Consider the following 21,561-nt stretch of genomic DNA (forward strand, 5'->3'; position numbering starts at 1 on the left):
GAACACCCCAAAACTAATAACTAACCGGGTAAAAAAGATAGTTATTATCTAAAAAGATGATTACATGTCTTGCTGCAATCATCTTTATTATTATGCAATGGCAATAGGCCTAAAAGAACTGGCCCTTATTTTCTTGGTAATACTTTTGGTAGCGTCCTTTATAATTATGAAACATGTATTTCAAAAGCAGCCACCGCTTAAAATTGCGATCCTGATCATAAAAGACAGTCGTACCATAGCGACCTTCATGAATTAATTCTTCGGCCATTTGCTTGGCTTCATTGTCCACGGCATATTGCTTGAACACGCTCACCGGAATACCCAGCCACAATTCATGCTTTGACTTTAATTTGTTACCGTAGATTGGTTCCTTGTCCTGCAGTGAATCGTAAACATAATCGTCCACGTACCATTTGGCCAGATTATAACCATTAAGTGTCACATAGAAGCTTGAGCGACCCTGACGCAAATTAATTTCAAAGAACTTATATTTACCATCGCGGGCGTCATATTTAATGTCAAAGTTAGCCATCCCCGTGTAATTGATTTTTTCCAAAAATGCTTCAACCTGCTCATACAGCTTTTCATCATAATCAGGTAAAATCGCCATATAATTGCCAATTGACTGGGGTGTGGGATCTTCCAGCAAAGGATGACCCATACACATCATCTTAATATGATGATCCTTATCAACATAGGCATTTAGCACCCGCATGTTGGAATCATCACCGGGAATGAAGTCCTGCAGAATTAAATCTTCTTTGTAGCCATTTTCATAGATTTTTGTGACAATGTCGCGCAATTCAGTTTCATTATGAATGGTAAAAGCCTTTTTGCGACCTTCAAATTGCACGTCAAGCCAGGATACCGGATCTTCCGGCTTAAGCTCCAGTGGGTAGCCAAAAGGCAGTTCCAAATAATTTTCTGCCTTGTAATCTGCCATAGTCACAATTTTAGTCTTAGGGTACGGCAGACCATACTTTTCCGCAATTTGATAAAAGTTTTCTTTTGAAATTAATTTTTGTAAGAGGTCGTAGTCCACGTAAGGTACAACAAATACCTGCTGTAGTTCTTCTTTGTGTTTAGCAAGCAGTTCCGAATAACCATCTCCGCATGAAATTAAAATCACCGGTTCATCATGGTCTTGGTAGAGTTTCATTTGCTTGCGCATTACTTCAATAAAAGTGGGATCTTCACTAAAACCCTGGTGCAGTTCCACACTAACAATTTTTGAATAACGCGTTGCCGCCAGCTGGCTGTCAGCCAGTGCTTTCACGCTAATACCATAAGCCTCGTTAAACGATCGGGCCATGCCGTAAACATTAATGTCACTACCAAGTAAAATTGGTGTAAAGTTTCGTTTCATTAATAAATTCTGCTCCTCATTAAACCAATTTGCCTTGTTTAATCAAATCGGCTACTTCTGGTTGAACACGCTGGTATTTGGCAACTGTACCTTCATAATCAACAAAGAATAGTTTATACCAAACTAAAAACGTATAAATTGTCCAAATCTGTCTGCGATGAGAACCATCGCCTTTATAGTTTTCATCAAGTAAGTCTAAAATTTTATCTTGTTCAAAGATATCCTGAACAAAGTCTTCGCTGAACAGCTCGCGTACCTGCTTATAAAAGCGAGGCTCTTGCAACCATTCTTTGATTGGGGTAGGAAAACCTAGCTTTGGCCGTTTAGCCCATTCAGCTGGTAAAACTTTTTCTGAAGCCTTGCGTAAAGCATATTTAGTATCATGCTTATTAACTAGATAATCGGTTGGAATTGAATTTGCTCTTTCTGCCACCTTTTTATCAAGGTATGGTACCCGCAATTCCAGCGAATGTGCCATAGAAATCTTATCTGCCTTTTGTTCAATATCATTAAGCATAAAGTGATGCAGATCAATGTACTGCATTTGCCGGACGTTATCGAGATTTTTGACCTTCTTAAAGTCGCTTTGGTAAATCCCGTTAACAGTTAACTTATTCCGGTAAGACGGCTTTAAGATGCTGTTAGCATCTTCTGAAGAGAAGATGGTCGGGTAATCCATGTCGTAGATAACCGATTGACCAACATAAAATTCACTTGGCTCAGCTAAGTTGGTATACAGATGCACCTTGCCCGGAAAGTTCGGCATTTTCTTAATTCTGCGCGCCAGCTTAACCTTGGTGTTCTTAGGCAATTTCTTACACTGTGAAGTAAAGGCCTTAATAATACTGTTATGCGTGTGCATCCCATAATTGACATACCCTGCAAACAATTCATCTGCACCTTCACCAGAGAGTGCGACAGTGACGTGCTTACGCGCCATTTTGCAGAGGTACCACAACGGGATAATTGACGGGTTGGCATCCGGTTCATCCATATGATACTGCATCTCGGGGAAGTCATGCATTGCTTCATCGGCTTTAACCTTGTCGGAAAAGAAGTTCCAGCCCTTGATCTCTGCTAACGCCTTGGCCTTTGATGCTTCATCATAAGTGGCATCATCAAACGAAATTGAAAAGACGTCATCCGGATTTAAGATACTGGTGATATAGCTGGAATCGACCCCTTCTGATAAGAAGGCACCGACAGGAACATCCGCAATATGGTGCAGCTTAACTGACTCATGCAGATCTTCGTTAATCTTATTAACGGTTTCTTCAAAACTTAAAGTATTGGCTTTGTACTCGGCGTCCCAGTATTGGTGGATTTTCATTGCGCCATCTTTGTATTCGAACCAGTGACCGGCAGGAAATCTGTAAATACCCTTAAAGAAGGTCTCATGCAGGTCATTATACTGATTCATCAAATACGGTTTAACAGCTTCAATGTTTAAACGCCGTTTAAAGCCGGGCAGTGCCAGAAAGCTCTTAATTTCCGAGCCCATGATCAAGTGGCCATTTTCATTGCTGTAATACAGCGGCTTAATGCCGAAAAAGTCGCGGGCACCATACATTGTCTGGGTCTTATCATCCCAAATAATAAAGGCAAACATGCCCCTGATTCTTTTGAGCAGGCCAGCCATGCCCCATTCTTCAAAACCATGCAAAAGCACTTCCGTATCGGACTTAGTAGTAAACGTGTGACCTGCCGCAAGCAGTTCTTCTCTTAAAGGCTGGAAGTTATAAATTTCACCGTTAAAGATAATCGCCTTCGTTTTATCTTCATTGTAGATTGGCTGACTGCCACCACGTAAATCAATGATTGACAGTCTCCGAAACCCTAAAGCAATTTTATCGTTGGTATAAAAGCCATCTGAATCAGGACCACGATGCTTCATCGCTGCCATCATTTTACCGATAGCAGCTTGTTTATCATTTATTTCTGGATTATAGAATGCAACAATTCCGCACATTGCTTAACTTCCCTTAATTTGTCTTACTTTGTATATTTTTGTCTTCATTTTAACTTTTCCATTATATGCTAAGAGCCGGGCAATTTCCAAATTGCCCGTCGCGACTTTACTAAATATAAAAGATTCTGCGTTTGCTGGCAGCACCGTAGCCGAAGGTCTGAATGTAGTGTCTTTGTAAATCAATATTTACGATATAACCGGCAAATTCGGTTTGGTGGTCAATTTGCCTTTTCCAATTTTTATTATATTTGGTGGTCAAGGCGTGATTAGGACCCATCAGTGCAGAACAGTTAAACAAGATATACTGGATCCCGTTAATTCGGTACTGGTCTTCTCTATGTCTGTGGCCGCAGAAGTAGGCAATAATGCGGGCATTTTTTACATTAGTAAAATCAAACTCATTTGCCAAACGAAATTCAGGAGGCAGCCCAAAGCTGGAATGCATCTCTCCTTTTTCACCTTGATTAAAGGCTACCAGCAGTTCATGCAGTGAACGACCATTGTACTTTAATGCGTTTGAACCTTTACGATTAATGGGATTAGCGTGACTCATCAAGATAATTTGCTTATTCGATGACTGCTCCAGAATTTCAATAATTTCTTCTATTTGATCTTCCCTCACAGCCAAAGTGAGTTTAGCATCATATTTTTTTCTGCCTTGTGCATCCAGATAGTAGGGCAAGTCTGAAGTATTAACAGAAATAAAGCGCAAGTCATCCACGTCATAGTAACAAACACCGTGCTGACGGGAAATATAATGGATACCATCTTGCTGATACATAGCAGGCCACATAATTCCTTCAAATTCATTTTCTGGAAAAGAGGCCCTTAAATCATGGTGTTCATCGAATTTATCATTTTCATCATGATTTCCTTTAATTAAAATATAAGGCACCTTATCTGATTTAAAAGAATCACGCAGTTTAGTTAATTCACTTTCACCTAAAAAGCCAGTATCAGAGCCATCAATCCAGTCGCCTAAATGAACTTTTAAACTAAGAAGACCGGAATCATCAAGATAAGAAAATTCATTAACATGTGTCAAACCATTCCAGCCATAAAAGTCCATACTGTTACGGTCCTTATAATGAGTGTCCGTAATGACACTCACATTCACAGAATTTTTCCCTGTACGAATGTGGCCTTTTACTCTTTCAATAAAGCGGTCGAGATATTCTTCTACCACGTAACGCCTGCCCGTTTTACGGCTGACAAAAGCGCGATAACGCTGCAATTCAGGACTATACCTGCGCACATATTCAGGCTCTAACTTATCTGTGCTTTCCAAGCTCAATGCCTGGTGCAGTACCTTTTCTTCATCTTGATAGACAGTCAGGGTATAAGGTTGATCATTGGGAGTTCTTTGTTCACCGTCAACGTGATACTCTCCTACTGTCAAATAGTCTTGCATGGGATCAAGCTGTACATCTTTTTTCTTAAATAAGGAATGCAGCTTAGCCCCGTTTATTTTATCAGCTAATCTTTTAGCATACTTAAAAACACCCATTTTTTGCCTCAAGCAGAAAGAAAAAGAGCTGAACACACATGTTTCAGCTCTAAAATTATAAACTTTTTTCTAAAGCGTGTGCCGCTAAACCAATTGACAGAAGCGCATCCTTAGACAAAACTCCTTGTAATGTTTTTGGCGCAACTTCTTCAACGGCTCCAATTACTTTTAAGCTGTAACTAACAACGTGAAAGTCTACTATATCATTGTAAAATCCATCTTCATAAGGATTTTCATGATTATAAGTCAGGTTGATTTCATTCTTGTCAACAAAACCGTCAACGTGGTTAGTTAAAATCCGATCATGTAAATCGGTTAACTGCTCTGATAATTTAATCAAAGTCAGTTTATGATCACTTTCAGTGTCATAATACTCTTCTTGAGTCATGCCGAAGTATTCTTTTATTGGCTTATGCAATACGTGCAAATTATCAATTACACGATAAACTGCCTCGGCGTCAAAATCTGTTTCTTTATTTAAAATACTCTCTTGATTTGCGGCCAAGTCATCGGCCAAAGTTACTATTTCTAACTTCTCCATGGTTTCCTCCTAAAGTTCAATATATATTATACCAAAAAAACTACTATTGCACTTTTTGAGGACAAAGTTTCTAATATTTTAGGAAAAAGAAAATAATTAAATTTTCTAGTCAAATTGTTTTACAAAGAATAGCAAACTTTTGGCGTATTTATTAATGAACGCTAAGATATATTTAAGGAGAAATAAAAATGAATGATATCACTCGCTGCCCCTGGAGTGACCATGATGATGCCTTAGTTAGAGAATACCACGATCACGAATGGGGCAAGTTAAACCTAGATGAACGCTATTTATTTGAAATGCTGGTACTAGAACTGTTTCAGTCCGGACTCAGCTGGTCCACTGTTTTGCATAAACGTTTAAGTTTTCGGCAGGCTTTTCACAACTTTATTCCTGAAGAAGTTGCCCAAATGAGTGCACTGGATCAAACCCACTTACTGCAGAACAAGGCAATTATCCGCAATCAAAGGAAAATTGCGGCGGCAGTTACCAACGCTCGCGCCCTGTTAATTATTGATGCCACATACGGCAGTTTCGCGCACTATTTGCAAGAATTTATCCCTACTCCTATTATTCATCATCCCCAAACAAGTACAGAAGTACCAACGACAAACAAGATTGCACAAGAACTAGCAAAGCAGATGAAAAAAGACGGCTTTACTTTTGTGGGGCCAGTAATTCTTTATTCTTTCTTACAAAGCGTAGGATTAATTAACGATCACCTTGAAAATTGCCCGTTTAAATATCACGGCTAAAAAAATGAACCAAGTTGCTAGTTACCAACTTGATTCATCATTTGTTATATTTGCGTTTTACACTAATTTCTTCCGAATCCAGCCTGAAATCCAGTCAATTACAACAACCATAATAATGATACCTAATAAAATGATACCAACGCGGTTCCACTGGCGATATTGCAGCGCAATAATTAGCGGATAACCGATACCACCGGCTCCAACTAAACCTAAGATAGAAGCGGACCGAATTGAAACGTCAAACCGGTATAACGTGTTTGAAATAAGTGCCGGCATCAGATTAGGCAGAGTAGAAAACATAATAATATTTGTTTTTGAACCACCGACTGCAGTAACTGCTTCGTTAGGGCCATCGTCCAAGTTTTCAATTGCTTCAGAAAAAAGTTTGGCAAGCATCCCTACTGAGTGAAAGCCCAAGGCCAAAACACCAGCAGCAGAACCTGGACCTACAGCTTTAATAAACATCAGAGCCAAAACAATTTCTGGGAATGACCTGATGATTGCGAGCACAATTTTACCGGAGCGTGAGACATACCAGTGCTTATGCTTAGTATGTGCTGCCCAAAAGGCAAACGGCAGTGAAATAATAGCGGAAATAAATGTGCCCAAAAAGGCAATGCAGACAGTTTCCCAAAGCTGCGAAAGCAGATCTTCACCAGTACCATTATATACGTACGACCAGTCAGGATGGAAAATACCGGAAAAGATCGCACCTGCAATTTGACCGGCTGTTTCTTTAATGCCGCCAAAGTCAATACCAGTACACGACCAAATAATCAGCACTACTGTGATAATAGCCATCAACCAGTGAAAGGCACGCTTTTTAACATCTATAGGCCTAGGAGGCAACTTTTTCATACTTGTATCCATTATTGCATCAACGCCTCCCGTGACTTAGATGAAACGTAGTCAATCAGCACTACCACAATGATAATTACAATTATAATTGTACCCGTCTTCGGATAATCGAAGATTTGCAGTGTTTGTTGCAGATATAATCCAATACCACCGGCACCGATGTAACCCAAAACGGTTGAAGCCCGCACGTTAATTTCGAATGCGTATAAACAATAAGAAATAAAATAGGTAATAACTTGTGGTAAAACTGCAAAGACAATTATTTGTATTTTATTAGCCCCAACTGCAGTTAGTGCTTCAATCGGACCCGGATCAATAGTTTCAATAGCTTCATAAAAGAGCTTGACCACAATTCCGAAAGTACAAATAGCTAGTGCCAAGACACCCGCTACCGGTCCGATACCAACAATAGCAACAAAAATGGCACCAAGAAGCAAGTCCGGTATAGTTCTGATAATGTTCATGATTATCCGCAAAATTCCCGTGACTGCCTTATTTTTGACAATATTGCGGGCAATAAGCAAAGAATAAATAAAAGCAATTACAGAACCTATCGCCGTGCCTAAGATCGCCATCTTAATAGTTTCAAGCAAAAGCGGTACAACTGTTGCCAGGTATGACCAGTCAGGGTGCAACATTTGCAAGAAAATTTCAGCAAAATCCCCAAAGTTGGCAAATAGAGCACCCAAATCTGTTTTGGTTTCATTAGTAGAAATGAATAATCCAGCGACAAAAAGCAGCACCCAAAGCCAATTCAAAATTTTAAGCTTTTTCTTAGGTAAAGTCATCAGCTTTTCTTGCTCTGTGCTACTCATCTTGATCACCACCGGAATAGATCTGATCAAACGTGGATGCCGGAGTATCTGACATCTTGCCGTCATAAATAATTTCACCAGCACGAACACCAATGACCCGCTTGCCGAATTCTTGTGCTAACTGGACGCTGTGCAGGTTAATGACTACCGTCATACCATGCTTTTCATTCAGCATCTGCAAGTCTTTCATCACCCGGCGTGAAGTCTGCGGGTCAAGTGAAGCTGTCGGTTCATCCGCCAAAATAATATCCGGGTTTTGAGTCAAGACACGAGCAATCGCCACTCTTTGTTGCTGACCACCAGACAATTCATCAGCTCGTGAATAAACCTTGTCTGCCAAATCCACTTGCTGGAGTGCATCATATGCCCGCTGCTTATCTTCTTTAGTAAAAAGGTTGAGAGTAGATTTCCAAGTAGGATAATAACCCACTCTGCCTGTTAAAACGTTACGCAGAACACTTGACCGTTTAACCAGATTAAAGCTTTGGAAAATCATTCCAATATGCCGGCGCAACGTTCTTAACTTTTTACCCTTGGCCTTGGTAATAGATTCACCGTTAATTAAAATATCACCTTCAGTAATATCAATTAAACGGTTAATCGACCGCAAAAGTGTTGATTTGCCGGCGCCGGATAGACCAACAATAACGACAAATTCACCTTTATTAATAGTTAAATTGACGTCTTTTAAACCAACAACATCTTTGCCATAAACTTTTTTAACGTTTTTTAATTCGATTATTGGCTTAACTGCAGAATCTGCCATTATAAACTTCCTTTGTACTCTTTATTTTTTGGTCGATTCAATAATTTTTTCATACTTACGCACAACATTAAAGTCGCTGTCCTTAGTGTGGGCATATCCTTCGTGAGTGTAAATACTTTCGATGACCTTTTTACCCTTCTTGGACTTACCGATAGCGATAAATGCCTTAGCCAATTTCTTTCTGAACGATTCACTCATGCTCGGAACAACGGAAATGGTATCGTTCGGAATAGGCTTAGTAAAGTAAATGGGAACAACTTGGCTCATGATCTTAGGATTATCGTCTTTAACAATTGTTCGTGCATCTTCAAAAACAAACGCGGCGTCTGTGTCGCCATTGAGAACATTTAAAACAGCTTGGTCTTGACCAGTTACTGTTACTAGCTTGCAACTCTTACGTACATCAAGACCCTTTTCCTTTAATTCAGCAATTGGGAAAACATAGCCAGCTGAAGAAGTGGGACTTTGAATAGAAATAGACTTGCCCTTTAAATCTTTCCAGCTCTTAATTTTTGAATTTTTCTTTGCCACAATTTCAGCGCGATAGAAGTTAACCAGTTCCTTAGTTGGTCGTCCATCAGGTTGCTTAACACCATATCTTTGAGCTTGCAGCAAGACATCTGCTGCTCCCTGCTGATGAGCTAAAATGTAGCCATTTGGCGGCAAGAAACCTACATCAACTTTCTTAGACTTCATGGCCTCAACCACCGTGTTGTAGTCGGTAGACATTGATACATGTACTGGAATGCCTAAACGATCCGACAACATTTTTTCCAGCGGCTTTGCACGAGATTCCAGTTTAGTGGCAGCCTGACTAGGAACGAATTGGACGTTCAAAGACTTTGGCGTGCCAGTATCTTTGCTCTTTTCTTTGTTTGAGCAGGCAGCCATCATGAATGCTACTAAAAAAATAGCGGCACCAGCTAGTATTTTTCTAAATTTTTTCATCATGCCCTCCCAGACATAAAAAAAGACTTTAGCTAAAAACACGAATGTGAATTAAACTAAGTCTTTCAATAACACTTTTACTAAAAAGCGAACAATACCATTTTGAAAGGAACGAAAAGGCTTTTTTGCAAAAACTTCATTGAACGCCAAGCGCCGTTTTTGCATTACCTTCACCCTCCTTTCGACATACTGTATTTATTCTATCAAATAATAGCAGAAATGTTTTATTTAGAAAAGAGAATTGACTAGAAATCTTATTTTGTTTAAGAAAGTTTATTTAATTCTTAGTATGTAGCCTTTTGAGATTTTTTAAATATGGGGGAAACTATTTCTTAGTAGAAGCAATTAATTTATCATACTTTCTGATGATGTTATAATCGCTGTCTTTAGCGTATGTATATCCTTCATGACTATAAATGTTTTCTATCATCTTTTTACCATCTTTTGAATTAGCAATTGAAATAAAGGCTTTGGCTAACTTTTTCCTAAATGATTTAGACATACTTGGAAGAACCGAAATAGTATCGTTAGGAATACGTTTAGTGAAGTAAATAGGTACAACCTGGCTCATAATCTTTGGTTCATCCTTCAGCACATCATTTCTAGCATCTTCATAAACAAATGCCGCGTCAGTATCACCGTTTAACACGTTAAGAACTGCTTGGTCTGCACCTGTAACTGTTACCAATTTACACTTTTTAGTAACATCTAAGCCCTTCTGTTTTAACTCTGCAATAGGGAAAATATAACCCGAGTCAGATGTAACATCTGTTACTGAAATAGACTTGCCTTTTAAATCCTTCCAGCTCTTAATTGAGGAGCCTTTCTTTACTACTACTTCACCACGATACGAATTAACTAATTCTTTGGTTCTTACACCATTTGGTTGTGTAACGCGATAGCGTTCTGCCTGCAGTAATAAATCTGCTGCGCCTTGTTTATGAGCCATAATGTACGCATCTGAAGGTAAAAAACCGACATCAACTTTTTTAGACTTCATGGCTTCAACTAGGCCATTATAGTTAGTAGACATAGAAACATGTACCGGAATACCCAGACGTTTAGAAAGCATCTTTTCCATAGGCTTAGCCCGTGCTTCCAACTTGTTAGCAGCTACGCTGGGAACAAACTGCACGTTGAGTGACTTTGGCGTGTTACTGTTTGAGCTTGATTTCTTACTTGAATTGGAACATGCAGTAGCACCAACAGTTAATAATAATGCAAAACATGCTATCAGAAACTTTTTGATTTTGGTCATTTGCTTTTTTTACTCCTAATAAATACGTTTACCATAACTTTAATTTTGTTTAAGCATAAACTTCGTTGTCATTTTCGTGGCAATTTATTCATGTAGATATTCAAATAAAATCAACCTAAATCAGCTTCCGCTTCTATTTTTCATTACATCCTCCTAAAATTAGGTAAATAAAAAGGCATAATATGACCAATATCACATCATGCCCCAATAGGTTATTCTGAAAGAAAAACGAACGGTTAACAAAGCGAGTTGAACAGTATATAAATAGGAGAATAAATTATAAATTTTTCCTGTTACTTTCATTGCCCTCAACCTTCCAAACACAATAATTACGTTCATTTCATAAAGATAATACCATAAATATTCGTAAAATAGCAAGGGATAATAAAATTTTATTTAATTATCGTGTTATTAAAATAGTATTTCCGAACACTATTAGCAATTAGCTTTGACTTTTGGGCATAAAAAAGGCATACGAATTATTGATCGTATGCTTTTAAATTTGTATATAATTATTTTTTGTCGCTTTGCGGCTTAAGCGGATTATTATTAACGTCTGTTCTAACAATTAAAACATCAGCCAAAGCATGTTGATTAACATATTCAGTAACTGAACCCATCAACATTCTTTCAACTGCATTTAATCCTGTTGCACCCATGATGATCAAATCATTGTGATGATCTTTAATAAAGTCATAGGAAATAATCGCCTTCGGACTGCCATAACGAATATGATAATCAATATCATCGAAGCCCAAGTTGTCATGAGCCCATTCTTTCAAGCTTTTAAGATATTTTTCTGTATCTTGCGTCATCTGATAAACGGTGTCGCCCGTAATCAGTGTATCTTGCATCTCACCCAAAAATTGTCTGGTATCAATGACACTTAAGACATCGATATGCGCATTTTCCGTCATTGCGATTTTAACTGCTTTATCAAAGGATCTTTCTGCCGACTCTGAACCGTCAACTGGAACTAAAATGCTAGCTTTTTTCGTTTCCATGTTCTCACCCTTTTGAAATATAATGTTCTTTTGTTTATTTTACCATAATTTCACTATCCACTTAGGTTTTTTTATAATTGTTTATATACTAGTTTATTGCTAAAATTAAGTGTAATTGTCAAATGCAAAGGTGGAGGTATTCAATGACCCAAAAACTTAAAAATCAATTAATTGGCGTAACAAGCGGCCGTAATTTCCGCGAGCTGGGCGGCTATCAAACTTCTGACGGCAAAACTGTTAAAATGCATAAATTACTCAGAACAGCTAACTTGGCCAAACTGGATAAAACCGATCTGAAATTTTTACATGACTATGGCGTTAAGTATGTCGTTGACTTCCGGAGTAAAGATGAGGCTGAAAAAGAGCCTGATCGGGTTCCAAAAGGCGCCATTTACAATTTTGATCCGGTATTTAGTGAGGACTTGACTGAGTCATCAAAGGGAATCGATGAAATTCTCAGTCAAAAGCATCAAGATCCCAAAGCCGGATTTGACCACATGTTTTTGGCCTATGATGACATGATTAAAAGCGAGTCTGCTCAAAAAGCTTACCGCCACTTTTTTGATGTGCTGCTAGCTAATGACGAAGAAGACCAGAGTGTAATTTTCCATTGCACCGCTGGGAAAGACCGAACTGGTTTTGCAGCACTACTGATTTTATCAGCACTTGGTGTGCCATTTGAAACTATCAAAAAAGATTACCTGTTAACAAACGTTGCCACCAAAGACTTTGTCCATAAATTTTTGCAAAAAGCCAAAGATGAAGGGGCAAATGACGTTACAGTAAATATCCTAAAAGACTTGCAAACCGTGCACTCCGAGTACATAGAGTTTGTAGTTTCAACTATAAATAAAAATTATGGTAGCGTTGAAAACTACTTACATGATATTATGAGATTAACTGATGATGAAATCAGTAAGTTACGTGAAATATATTTAAAATAGGTTTAAATGGTAAGGAGAAATTTTATGACTAAAACAAAGACTGTTTATTTTGGTGCTGGTTGGTTTAATGATAAGCAAAACGACGCTTACAAGAAGACAATGAAAGCTTTAGAAGAAAACCCAACCATTGACCTGGAAAACAGCTATGTTCCTTTAGATCATCAATACAAAGGCATCAATGTCGAGGAGCATCCTGAATATCTGCGTGATCGTGAATGGGAAACCGCTACTTACCGCGGTGACTTAACCGGTATTAAGACCAGCGATATTATGATCGGCGTCTATTTACCAGATGAAGAAGATGTAGGTCTCGGTATGGAATTAGGTTATGCGCTGTCTCAAGGAAAATATATTGTATTGGTTATTCCTGATGAAGACTACGGCAAACCAATCAATTTAATGAGCTGGGGTGTTTGCGATATTGCACTTAAGCTCAGTGAAGTGAAAGACTTTGATTTCAATAAACCTCGTTTTGACTTTTATGATGGAGCTGCTTATTAAACAGAGCCGTGTTTAAACAAAACTAAATAAGACAAACAAAAACCGTTTCTGTTGAGACGGTTTTTGTGTGAGCAAGATATGATTGTTCAAGGCAGTTTAGCTTAGTGCGTAAAATTAACTGCATATTATTAAATTAACGCTAGTTTTGCAATTTAAAATGCCTTGTAGTTCTTTTACGCTATGAATACTGCTCTATAATACTTAATTGCACCATAAAAGTATCCATGCTAAAATACAAGTGTAAGAAAAAGGAAGACTTACCACAATAAGTCTTCCTCACGTAGAGCCGCCACAAAGGACGGTAGCTGCGCTTATAATATTTTTTGTTTAATATTTAAAACCGCCCAGCTAGTATCTAGGACGGTTTTTGATTTGCTCATTTATCATGATGCTTGTAAATAAAAACCGTTTCTGTTGAAACGGTTTTTGTGTGAGCAAGATATGATTGTTCAAGTCGGTTTAGTGTAGTGCGTAAAATTAACTGCATATTGTTAAATTAGCTCCAGCTTTGCAATTTAAAAATGCCTTATATACTTTAGCGCTATGAATTCTGCTCTATAATACTTAATTGCACCATAAAAGCATTCATGCTAAAATACAGGTGTAAGAAAAAGGAAGACTTACCACAATAAGTCTTCCTCACGTAGAGCCGCCACAAAGGACGGTAGCTGCGCTTATAGTTATAATTTTTTAAATTTATAAACCGCCCAGCCAGTATCTAGGACGGTTTTTTGATTTGCTCATTTATCATGATGCTTGTCAATAAACATTAACAAGGTCAAGATAAACATACCAAAGTTAAGCATTAAACTTAACGCTTCGGCAGTGCTCATCAACTGCTGCTCCTTTCTTTTGGGAGACTGAAGTATGAATCAAAATAGTTCATAGGCCTCACTTCCTTCATGAAAGCGGCAGCTACCGTCCTTTTAACTTTTCTACGCTAATTAAATTATAACAAACCAATCTCAAATATTAACCAGATTTTAGGAAAATTACCTATAATCGTATATACCAAGCCATTAAAATGGCTTGGTTTTTATTTTGAAGGTTATTTCAGTAGTTACAATACTTATATTGTTTGCGCCAAATGCTAATTATGCCAAAGATGATAGACTTCAATTTTATTTTGTTTAGATAATTTAGATATAAAAATACCCCCAAATTTGGGGCACTTCATTGCTAAGTCTCGTCTATTTTCTGCTTTTACAAATAATTGATCTGATTCTAAAACTATCAGCAAAAAGTAATACTTTAAAGCGAATTATATATTTTTATTCCGTCAAATAATCTAAAATGCGAAACATTGCCCTTTTATTTTCTTTAGGAACAGGATGCTCAATAATTTGTTTAGCTGTTTGTTTAAACATCGACCCAGAAAGATATTGAGAATCGTTAACCACAATCTCTTTGATATTATCTTTTTCTGGTTCTAAGTGAAACTGCAAACCAACAGCTTGCTTACCCAGAACAAAACCTTGATTTTGTAAATTAGCATTAGAAAATAAAACGTCAGCTTCTTTTGGTATTTCAAACATCTCTTCATGCCAATGTAATACTTCTAAACTTTCAGGCAAACCGCTAATTAATTTGGACTGCAACTTGACCGGACCCCAGCCCACTTCTTTAACCGGCGCCTTTTTAACCTGATAGCCTAAAGTTTTAACAATTTGTTGTGCGCCAAAGCATACTCCTAAAATAGACTTGTCCTCTTTAAATAGCTGCTTAATTAACTGACGCTCCTGCTCAATCCATGGCAGATCATCATTTGGACTCATAGGACCGCCTAAATTAACTAGTAAATCTGTTGTGGCAGCAGTAGGCAAAATGCCAAACTGATAGGGATGATATACATAAAAATCATGCTGATGCAAGTCAGCCCATTCCTGAATTGAACCGGGACCTTCGTTTGGCGTGTGTTGTAAAACATTAATTCTCATCGTTTTGCTCCTTTTAAAATAATTTAGCACCATAATGTTTTTAATAAAATATTCAAATAATAATTTAATATTATTATAATTTAGTGATAAAATGAAGTTTAATTTAATTAAAGCTTTTTATATTCCAAAGTATCAGGAGAATGCAATGTCTTTCAAAACTTTTTTTAAAACACTACCTAAGTCATTATTATTGGGAATTCTAATTGCAACTATAATTTATTCTTTTGACGGCGTAGTTTTATCTTCAGTAGTTTCAAATGTGACGCTTTTCAACCGCCATACACCCGCTATAAAAGCAGTGTTGTATATCATTAGCAGTTTGCTGGCTCTGGGATTAGTTTATTTCGCCATGACCCTAAAGCAAATCTGGATCAATCAGGCAATCAAATTAATGAATATCAAAATAAAAGACAGCTTTGTTTACGGTCAGATAGTTAACCCAGACTTTGCTGCAGTTGCTTCAGATAATGTTTCAAAGATTTTTAATGACTTCAAGCTGATTGAAACTAATTATTTTAAAATTTTTTTTGAATTGTGTGGTGCCATTTTGATGGCTGTAATATCCAGCTTTTATATTCTTTGGCTTAATTTTACAATAGGGATTTTATTCATTTTGTTTTCACTGCTGCCAATGCTTTCATCCAAAATTTTTGGCAAAGTATTAAGTGATTCCTCTGAAACTTGGCAAAAAAGCAGCAGCACTTATTTAGGCAAAGTAACCGACTTGTTTAATGGTATTCGCACAATTAAAACTTATTTAGCTGAAAAAACAATGTTTGCAGATACAGAAAACTACTTGCAGCAAACAGAAAATTCATATAAAAAGATGAATGACTATCAAGCTTGGGCCATTTTTCTCAGTGCCATTCTTTCTGCATTGAGTTTTATTCTTCCTCTCGGTGCAGGTTTGTTTTTTGTCATCAATGGTCAGGCTGAACCAGCAGCTATTATCGCCATTTTCTTAGCCAGTGACCGTGTCGTTGGACCCCTGAGAAATGCCGCACAATGCCTAAATGAGATGAAGACAACAGAAAATATTCGTAAAAGTCTCAAACTGTATTCGCTTGAATTTGCAGAAAACAAGAATAGTCACCTTAATTCTCCTAGCATCAAGATAGATGATGTCAGTTTTGCTTACAATGACAAAAAGGTGATTTTGACAAATTTAAGTTTAACAATTCCATTCAGAACCAAAATTTTAATTACTGGTAAATCCGGCGCAGGCAAATCAACAATCTTCAACTTAATAGAAGGCTTCATCAAACCTACAAGCGGACAAATTTTTCTTCAAGATGGTTCTCAAGTAGTTAAAAATATCGCTGGTTCTGGTGAACTTGCTTATATTGCTCAGAGTCCATTCATGTTCAATGACACTTTGCGTCTTAATCTGACTCTAGGTAAAGAGTTTTCGGATGAAGAATGCTTGAAAGCACTAAAAGCAGTCGGTTTATTAGCAGAACTAGGTGATAATTGTTTAGACAAAAAGTACGGTGAAAATGGTGCAAATCTGTCAGGTGGACAAAAGCAAAGAATTGAAATTGCTCGTGCACTGATTTACCGTAAAAAGATTATTTTAGTAGATGAGGCCACCTCGGCTTTAGACAACGAAACAGGTAAAAAAGTGCAACAAGTAATAAACAGGTTGAACTGCACTGTGTTGGAAATTGCACACCATTACGATGAGCAAATATTTAAAGACAATAACTTTAAACATTACGAGTTAAAAGATAACACTCTTTTGGAACGGAATAACTAAACTCAACACATATTTTTTATTATTCAACTACATAATGTCCTAATAGGTAGTAGTTACAAAAAGATTACTTTTTATTATGTAACCTTATTAAATTTAATTTTGGAGGGTATCAAATCATGCTGAAATATAAACTTAATCCGAAAATTGCCTTATTTTTAATGGGCATTTTACAATTTTTAATTGGTATTCTTTTTATTTATTATCATAAAAAGAAAATAGCTATATATATTTACTTTTTCTTTGGTGTGATATTACTGCTAGGCGCTATTTTCATTAAAACCACCCACCCTGTAAAAATTATTCAAAAGGCTAATCTGGATGGCGGAGAAAAGTTTTTCAAGTGCTTATTTTTAGCAGCTTTGGCATTTTCGCTTCTAGTATTAATTTTTGATAGGACTAATCTGACTTCGTATATTCCGCAGATTGATGCATACTTATTTCTTATCCTATTTTAACCTGCCGGTTTTAGGGAAAGTAGACCAATGTTCATTTTTAATATTGGAAGATGTTTACCCAACGTCAATCGCAATTATTGTGCTGAATTAAAAAAGTACCTGAAAATTAAAACAAATTTTGAGATGCTTTACTTTTCGATTTAGTAAAAATAAAGCAAACTAAAATGCAAACCAGTACGATCAAAGATAGGAATACTAACATATTGTAATTTAGTTTTAGACCTGCCAATGCCGCTAACTTTTTGTTTTTAAAACCTGTTTGCGCCAAAGTTATTAACGAAGCTGCTAGTGCTGTGCCTATCGCCCCCGAATATGATTGGGCAGTCATAAAAATGACATTCCCATCATTTTTTACATCAGTCGTAATATGGGATAAACAAAAAGTCATGATATTACCGTAGCTAAATCCCAAGCCAAACATAAAGCTGATATAAATAAAGGCCATGTTGGTAATATTTGGGTTTAAAAAATTAGCAATTATAAAAGTGAGAAGAATTATTACTACTCCAAATATTATTGGTAATTTTTGATTAACCTTATCGTAAATTATTCCAGCAAACGCTGAAACAACTGCATCTGTGATAGCAGCAGGTAAAACCAGCAACCCAGCTGTGGCCGTTGTTTGTGCAAAAGCTGTCTGTAACACGTTGGGTATCAAAAATGACATGCTCAGTGACATTAATTGCAACAGAAAAAATGCCAGCAAAAAGAAAGTAAACTGCCAGTTTTTAAATAAACTAACTTTTAAAACTGCATGCTGACTATGCTTTTCAGCCAAAATAAAGAAGAATCCAGTAATAATAGTGATTAATGCCAGTATTAATTGCAGGTAAATATTATTGCCACTGGTAAAACCCAAAAGTACAAATAAAGCGGACAGGAGAAACGCAATTAAAAGTAAACCGCCCTGAAAATCGAATGGAATTTTTTCAGTTTTAGTAGTTTGAGTGATACTAAACTCGCCTAATACCCAGATCAATATAATTACTGGGATAATAAACAAAAATAAATTCTGCCACTGAAATAGTTTTAGAACTATTCCACCGTATACTGGACCAACTGCAGGAGCAAAAGCAATAACAAGAGTACCGAGCCCCATAAACATGCCAACTTGCTTTTGAGGTGATTCTCTTAAGATTATTGAAAACATTAGTGGCAAACCAATGCCGGCAGCAACTCCTTGTAAAAGACGCCCAAATAGCAATAAAGTGAAACTTGATGAAATTCCTGCTAAAAAAGTACCTAGTAAAAAGCATAAAACAGCTATTCTAAATAAAGAAACAACTTTGAATCTCTTTTGTAAATACGAACCAAAAGGAATAATAATCGTAGATACTAACATATAGCCTGTTGTTAACCACTGAACCGTTTTGGCAGAAATATTAAATTCAGTCATTAATTGGGGAAAAGCAATATTGAGTGCAGTTTCTATCACAATTCCCAAAAAACTAAGTATTCCCACTGAAAGTATTGAACCAATTAGCTTACTATTTTTTACCATTAAAATTCTCAATTCCTTTTGTCATTATTTTTTAGATACAATATCTAATTAAATAAGTATATTACAGTAATATATTGTACCAGTTAAGAAAAATCAATTGAGTAAATTATTGTTTTATAATACAAAATTTTGTCAACTAGCATAAAAAGCAAGGAATAATTTTTTAATTATACTTTAGCCAGATCAATAACCATAAATTGGAGTTACAAATTATCATGGAAAAAACAAAACAAGAAAATTTAATGAAGCTTTTCAAAAGCACTCTAAAAAATTTAGAAACAGAATACACTGCTAGAGTAGATGATTATGATGATAACATTTACTTATCAGTTTTTACGAAAGAGGATTTCCGCAGGGCTTTAGGACTACTTGGAGCAATAGGTGCCTTTTTTAGTACCTCGTATTTACCTGAGCCTGAATTAGAGTTTCAAATTTGTATTAGAAACTACGGATTGGATTTAAGTGATCTGGTAAAAATGTTGCCTAAATCTTAATAATTCGAAACTTGTCATTTATAGATATATGAAGTAGCCTACATTTTTATAGGGTTAGCTTAATCAAAACATATGATACTTTTTATTTTCCAATTCCAAAAAGAATTGGATTTTTTTTGCATATAAATCCCAACAGGTTTATTTTTGATACTTGCAACATAATAGCCACATTCTTCAGTTCCACCTTGAAAATTGCTAATTTTCTGGCAGCGGTCACTAGTTTTAAGAGTATGTAAAAATTTCGCTGTTTTCCTATTAGTTGCTACTTGGTTAATTTCTCAGGTATCGTGTTTTCTTATTATTTGATTAACCTGATATTGTGCTACATCAGTTACATAGTCATTTGACGCCCAATAGTAAAATAAAAAAGACCTGCAGCAACAATACATGCAAATATACCAAATTTCACTTTTCTAGTCATTATTGCCACCTCATTTACAATATTGAACAAATAATAGTTCATTTTATTAAAAAAGCAACATATAAAAATGACTGGCTATCATTTGCATAATGATAACCAGTCCTTAACTATATATTGATAAGCTATACTAATTAGTAGAAAAATTTCCTTTAAATTTTATTAATTTCAAATTTAACTCAGCCAATTATCTATCTTAGATGTTCCACACATATCCGTTCCCTTAGGATCCAGCGCGTTTTCTATTTCTTTTCCAGATATTTCGTTCCCATTTTCTTTTATTTTCTCAAGATTATCTTTGTTAACTGTATTTATAATGAACTGATACCCACCGTTTTTATTATCCCTATTTAAATATTTATTATCTACTTTTTTATACATGGTAAAGTATTTTCTAAAGCCAAAATTTTTTTGTTCTCTAACTAAGATATATCTTTCGTCATTATCTATTTTTGCTTTATAAAAGTGGTAACACTCACTTAACCTTCTTATGTAGTTTTTTCCTTTCTCCCCGATACATTCCTCAGGATCGCCAAAAATCCTATTAGACTTTTTTTCGTTGCAAGGCTCACAAACTAATGCCCAGTTTTTATAATAATCATTGCCGCCCTCTTTTTTAGGAACAATATGATCTATTTGACTATCAGTAAAACAGAGACACTTGCCACAATAAACACATTTCCTATCATATAAGTAATAAACAATTCTTTTTTCTTGTTCATTTAAAGGCGGGGTATTATTAGGAACTTTAAAACCAAACCTGCTGTGATATTCTGCGCCCCAATAATTTTGCAGCCATTTTCTTTCATTCTATTGAGAATCGTATTTTGATTTTCAAAGTCTGCTTTTTGCATATCTTTTAAGACGTAATCCTCTTCAACAACAATAAGAAGTTTACAATCTGCTTTGGTAGAAAAGTCTTGAATATCTTCAAATACTTGCTTTACATGAGATGCAGTTTGACTTTTACTGGATTTCGTGCATAATATTTCGCCATTATGAGTGGAATATAAATAAGAAGAATTCCTCCCCATATAGCCAATTGCATTAAATTTTGTTAAGTCAATGTCATTAATTTCTTTAATCTTGCTACAAGGTAAACTCGAAAAAGACATATTCCTTAATTTGTGTAGTAAATTAATTTTTTTATTGCACTGAATCATGGCTATCACCTGTTCTTAAATTTGGATTATTATTTTGTCACTTTTATAATAGCATATTATTACTATACATGTATTCAAAACTCTTATTTTGATTTTTTATCAAAGTTAAATAGTTTTATTTTTATCATAGAAAAAATGCTTTTTATAATTAGATTACTAATCTATTAATAGAAGCACTTTAACGTTAAAATTCTTATTACAAATTATTTTATGCTTTTAATAACTAATCGTTCAAAGCAATTTTTCTGAATATAAAATATATTGCTACTAGTATACATACCTGAACTACTCCAAGAATAATGGTGACACTGTTTAAAGCAGTAAAATTCTTAAATAGCAAGTAAGATACAACTGGGGGTATAACAATAATTGCAACCGCTACACCCGCAAAAATTTTGTTAAGAGCTTGCAGTTGCTCTCTTCCTGTATATTCCATTCCCGCAAATAATATAAGAAGTAAAATCATAATCCACAACATATTTTCACCTCATAATAACTCTATCGTTTATTTTGCTGAACGATAATCACTAAAAATATAAAATAAACCTAACAGAATATGTAAAGCAATTCCAGAGTATTAAGATCGTAAAATTTTAACCTAATTT

Annotated in this window: 22 protein-coding genes and 1 pseudogene; 6 read left to right on the forward strand and 17 right to left on the reverse strand. The window is 35.9% G+C overall.

The window, feature by feature from the left end:
- Positions 1-109: 109 nt before the first annotated feature.
- The 4 genes from H3R29_RS03480 to H3R29_RS03495 all read right to left on the reverse strand — a co-directional run bounded on the left by H3R29_RS03480 (position 110) and on the right by H3R29_RS03495 (position 5,383).
- Positions 110-1,366 (reverse strand): carboxylate--amine ligase, encoded by a 1,257-nt coding sequence (locus H3R29_RS03480; protein ID WP_198202626.1) that lies wholly within the window; start codon positions 1,364-1,366, stop codon positions 110-112.
- Between the two features lie 19 nt (positions 1,367-1,385).
- Entirely contained in the window at positions 1,386-3,335 is a 1,950-nt protein-coding gene (asnB, locus tag H3R29_RS03485; protein ID WP_198202627.1) for an asparagine synthase (glutamine-hydrolyzing), read from the reverse strand.
- A 109-nt stretch (positions 3,336-3,444) separates the two neighbouring features.
- On the reverse strand, positions 3,445-4,842 hold the full coding sequence (locus H3R29_RS03490) for a metallophosphoesterase (RefSeq protein ID WP_046325562.1): 1,398 nt from the start codon (positions 4,840-4,842) through the stop codon (positions 3,445-3,447).
- 55 nt (positions 4,843-4,897) lie between these two features.
- Positions 4,898-5,383, reverse strand: a complete 486-nt coding sequence (locus H3R29_RS03495; protein ID WP_046325563.1) for a hypothetical protein — start codon at positions 5,381-5,383, stop codon at positions 4,898-4,900.
- 188 nt (positions 5,384-5,571) lie between these two features.
- Between H3R29_RS03495 and H3R29_RS03500 the strand changes: the two genes are divergently transcribed.
- Entirely contained in the window at positions 5,572-6,138 is a 567-nt protein-coding gene (locus H3R29_RS03500) for a DNA-3-methyladenine glycosylase I (protein ID WP_198202628.1), read from the forward strand.
- 57 nt (positions 6,139-6,195) lie between these two features.
- On the opposite strand, the gene phnE (H3R29_RS03505) is transcribed toward H3R29_RS03500, so the two are convergent.
- From phnE (H3R29_RS03505) to H3R29_RS03530, 6 genes are all read right to left on the reverse strand, one after another.
- Positions 6,196-7,008 (reverse strand): phosphonate ABC transporter, permease protein PhnE, encoded by an 813-nt coding sequence (gene phnE / locus H3R29_RS03505; protein WP_110446630.1) that lies wholly within the window; start codon positions 7,006-7,008, stop codon positions 6,196-6,198.
- A complete protein-coding gene (gene phnE, locus H3R29_RS03510) occupies positions 7,008-7,811 on the reverse strand; it encodes a phosphonate ABC transporter, permease protein PhnE (RefSeq protein ID WP_122026542.1) in 804 nt (267 codons plus the stop codon). The genes phnE (H3R29_RS03505) and phnE (H3R29_RS03510) overlap by 1 nt, the downstream gene beginning before the upstream one ends.
- Positions 7,804-8,577, reverse strand: a complete 774-nt coding sequence (phnC, locus tag H3R29_RS03515; protein ID WP_122026543.1) for a phosphonate ABC transporter ATP-binding protein — start codon at positions 8,575-8,577, stop codon at positions 7,804-7,806. The genes phnE (H3R29_RS03510) and phnC overlap by 8 nt, the downstream gene beginning before the upstream one ends.
- A gap of 21 nt (positions 8,578-8,598) precedes the next feature.
- The gene (locus tag H3R29_RS03520; protein ID WP_198202629.1) at positions 8,599-9,525 is read right to left on the reverse strand and encodes a phosphate/phosphite/phosphonate ABC transporter substrate-binding protein; all 927 of its coding nucleotides are present in this window, start codon (positions 9,523-9,525) and stop codon (positions 8,599-8,601) included.
- Positions 9,526-9,850: 325 nt separating this feature from the next.
- Positions 9,851-10,783, reverse strand: coding sequence for a phosphate/phosphite/phosphonate ABC transporter substrate-binding protein (locus H3R29_RS03525; RefSeq protein WP_198202630.1), 933 nt, complete (start codon positions 10,781-10,783; stop codon positions 9,851-9,853).
- 512 nt (positions 10,784-11,295) lie between these two features.
- Entirely contained in the window at positions 11,296-11,787 is a 492-nt protein-coding gene (locus H3R29_RS03530; RefSeq protein ID WP_046325570.1) for a universal stress protein, read from the reverse strand.
- A gap of 143 nt (positions 11,788-11,930) precedes the next feature.
- Between H3R29_RS03530 and H3R29_RS03535 the strand changes: the two genes are divergently transcribed.
- Positions 11,931-12,731: a tyrosine-protein phosphatase gene (locus H3R29_RS03535; RefSeq protein WP_198202631.1), complete on the forward strand. Its 801-nt coding sequence runs from the start codon at positions 11,931-11,933 to the stop codon at positions 12,729-12,731.
- Positions 12,732-12,755: 24 nt separating this feature from the next.
- The gene (locus tag H3R29_RS03540; RefSeq protein ID WP_046325572.1) at positions 12,756-13,232 is read left to right on the forward strand and encodes a nucleoside 2-deoxyribosyltransferase; all 477 of its coding nucleotides are present in this window, start codon (positions 12,756-12,758) and stop codon (positions 13,230-13,232) included.
- A 740-nt stretch (positions 13,233-13,972) separates the two neighbouring features.
- On the opposite strand, the gene H3R29_RS03545 is transcribed toward H3R29_RS03540, so the two are convergent.
- Together H3R29_RS03545 and H3R29_RS03550 are read right to left on the reverse strand one after the other, a co-directional pair.
- Entirely contained in the window at positions 13,973-14,065 is a 93-nt protein-coding gene (locus tag H3R29_RS03545; protein WP_081945322.1) for a putative holin-like toxin, read from the reverse strand.
- 438 nt (positions 14,066-14,503) lie between these two features.
- The gene (locus H3R29_RS03550) at positions 14,504-15,169 is read right to left on the reverse strand and encodes a type 1 glutamine amidotransferase (protein WP_198202632.1); all 666 of its coding nucleotides are present in this window, start codon (positions 15,167-15,169) and stop codon (positions 14,504-14,506) included.
- Positions 15,170-15,314: 145 nt separating this feature from the next.
- Between H3R29_RS03550 and H3R29_RS03555 the strand changes: the two genes are divergently transcribed.
- Complete coding sequence (locus tag H3R29_RS03555) at positions 15,315-16,925, forward strand: ABC transporter ATP-binding protein (protein WP_198202633.1); 1,611 nt, start codon at positions 15,315-15,317, stop codon at positions 16,923-16,925.
- Positions 16,926-17,041: 116 nt separating this feature from the next.
- Positions 17,042-17,380 carry a hypothetical protein gene (locus tag H3R29_RS03560; protein WP_198202634.1) on the forward strand — a complete coding sequence of 113 codons (339 nt, stop codon included), beginning with the start codon at positions 17,042-17,044 and terminating at the stop codon, positions 17,378-17,380.
- 106 nt (positions 17,381-17,486) lie between these two features.
- On the opposite strand, the gene H3R29_RS03565 is transcribed toward H3R29_RS03560, so the two are convergent.
- Positions 17,487-18,881 carry a DHA2 family efflux MFS transporter permease subunit gene (locus H3R29_RS03565; protein WP_232352210.1) on the reverse strand — a complete coding sequence of 465 codons (1,395 nt, stop codon included), beginning with the start codon at positions 18,879-18,881 and terminating at the stop codon, positions 17,487-17,489.
- A gap of 215 nt (positions 18,882-19,096) precedes the next feature.
- Between H3R29_RS03565 and H3R29_RS03570 the strand changes: the two genes are divergently transcribed.
- The gene (locus H3R29_RS03570; RefSeq protein WP_046325577.1) at positions 19,097-19,375 is read left to right on the forward strand and encodes a hypothetical protein; all 279 of its coding nucleotides are present in this window, start codon (positions 19,097-19,099) and stop codon (positions 19,373-19,375) included.
- A gap of 592 nt (positions 19,376-19,967) precedes the next feature.
- On the opposite strand, the gene H3R29_RS09140 is transcribed toward H3R29_RS03570, so the two are convergent.
- From H3R29_RS09140 to H3R29_RS03585, 4 genes and pseudogenes are all read right to left on the reverse strand, one after another.
- Entirely contained in the window at positions 19,968-20,174 is a 207-nt protein-coding gene (locus tag H3R29_RS09140; protein WP_232352211.1) for a hypothetical protein, read from the reverse strand.
- Positions 20,175-20,342: 168 nt separating this feature from the next.
- Positions 20,343-20,588: pseudogene (locus H3R29_RS09230) on the reverse strand (HNH endonuclease); the annotation flags it as partial.
- The gene (locus H3R29_RS03580; RefSeq protein WP_198202635.1) at positions 20,516-20,956 is read right to left on the reverse strand and encodes a hypothetical protein; all 441 of its coding nucleotides are present in this window, start codon (positions 20,954-20,956) and stop codon (positions 20,516-20,518) included. The pseudogene H3R29_RS09230 and the gene H3R29_RS03580, both read right to left, overlap by 73 nt.
- 223 nt (positions 20,957-21,179) lie before the next feature.
- Positions 21,180-21,434: a hypothetical protein gene (locus H3R29_RS03585; RefSeq protein ID WP_198202636.1), complete on the reverse strand. Its 255-nt coding sequence runs from the start codon at positions 21,432-21,434 to the stop codon at positions 21,180-21,182.
- Positions 21,435-21,561: the final 127 nt, after the last annotated feature.

Source organism: Lactobacillus sp. M0393 (assembly GCF_016102025.1).
GTDB lineage: Bacteria > Bacillota > Bacilli > Lactobacillales > Lactobacillaceae > Lactobacillus > Lactobacillus melliventris.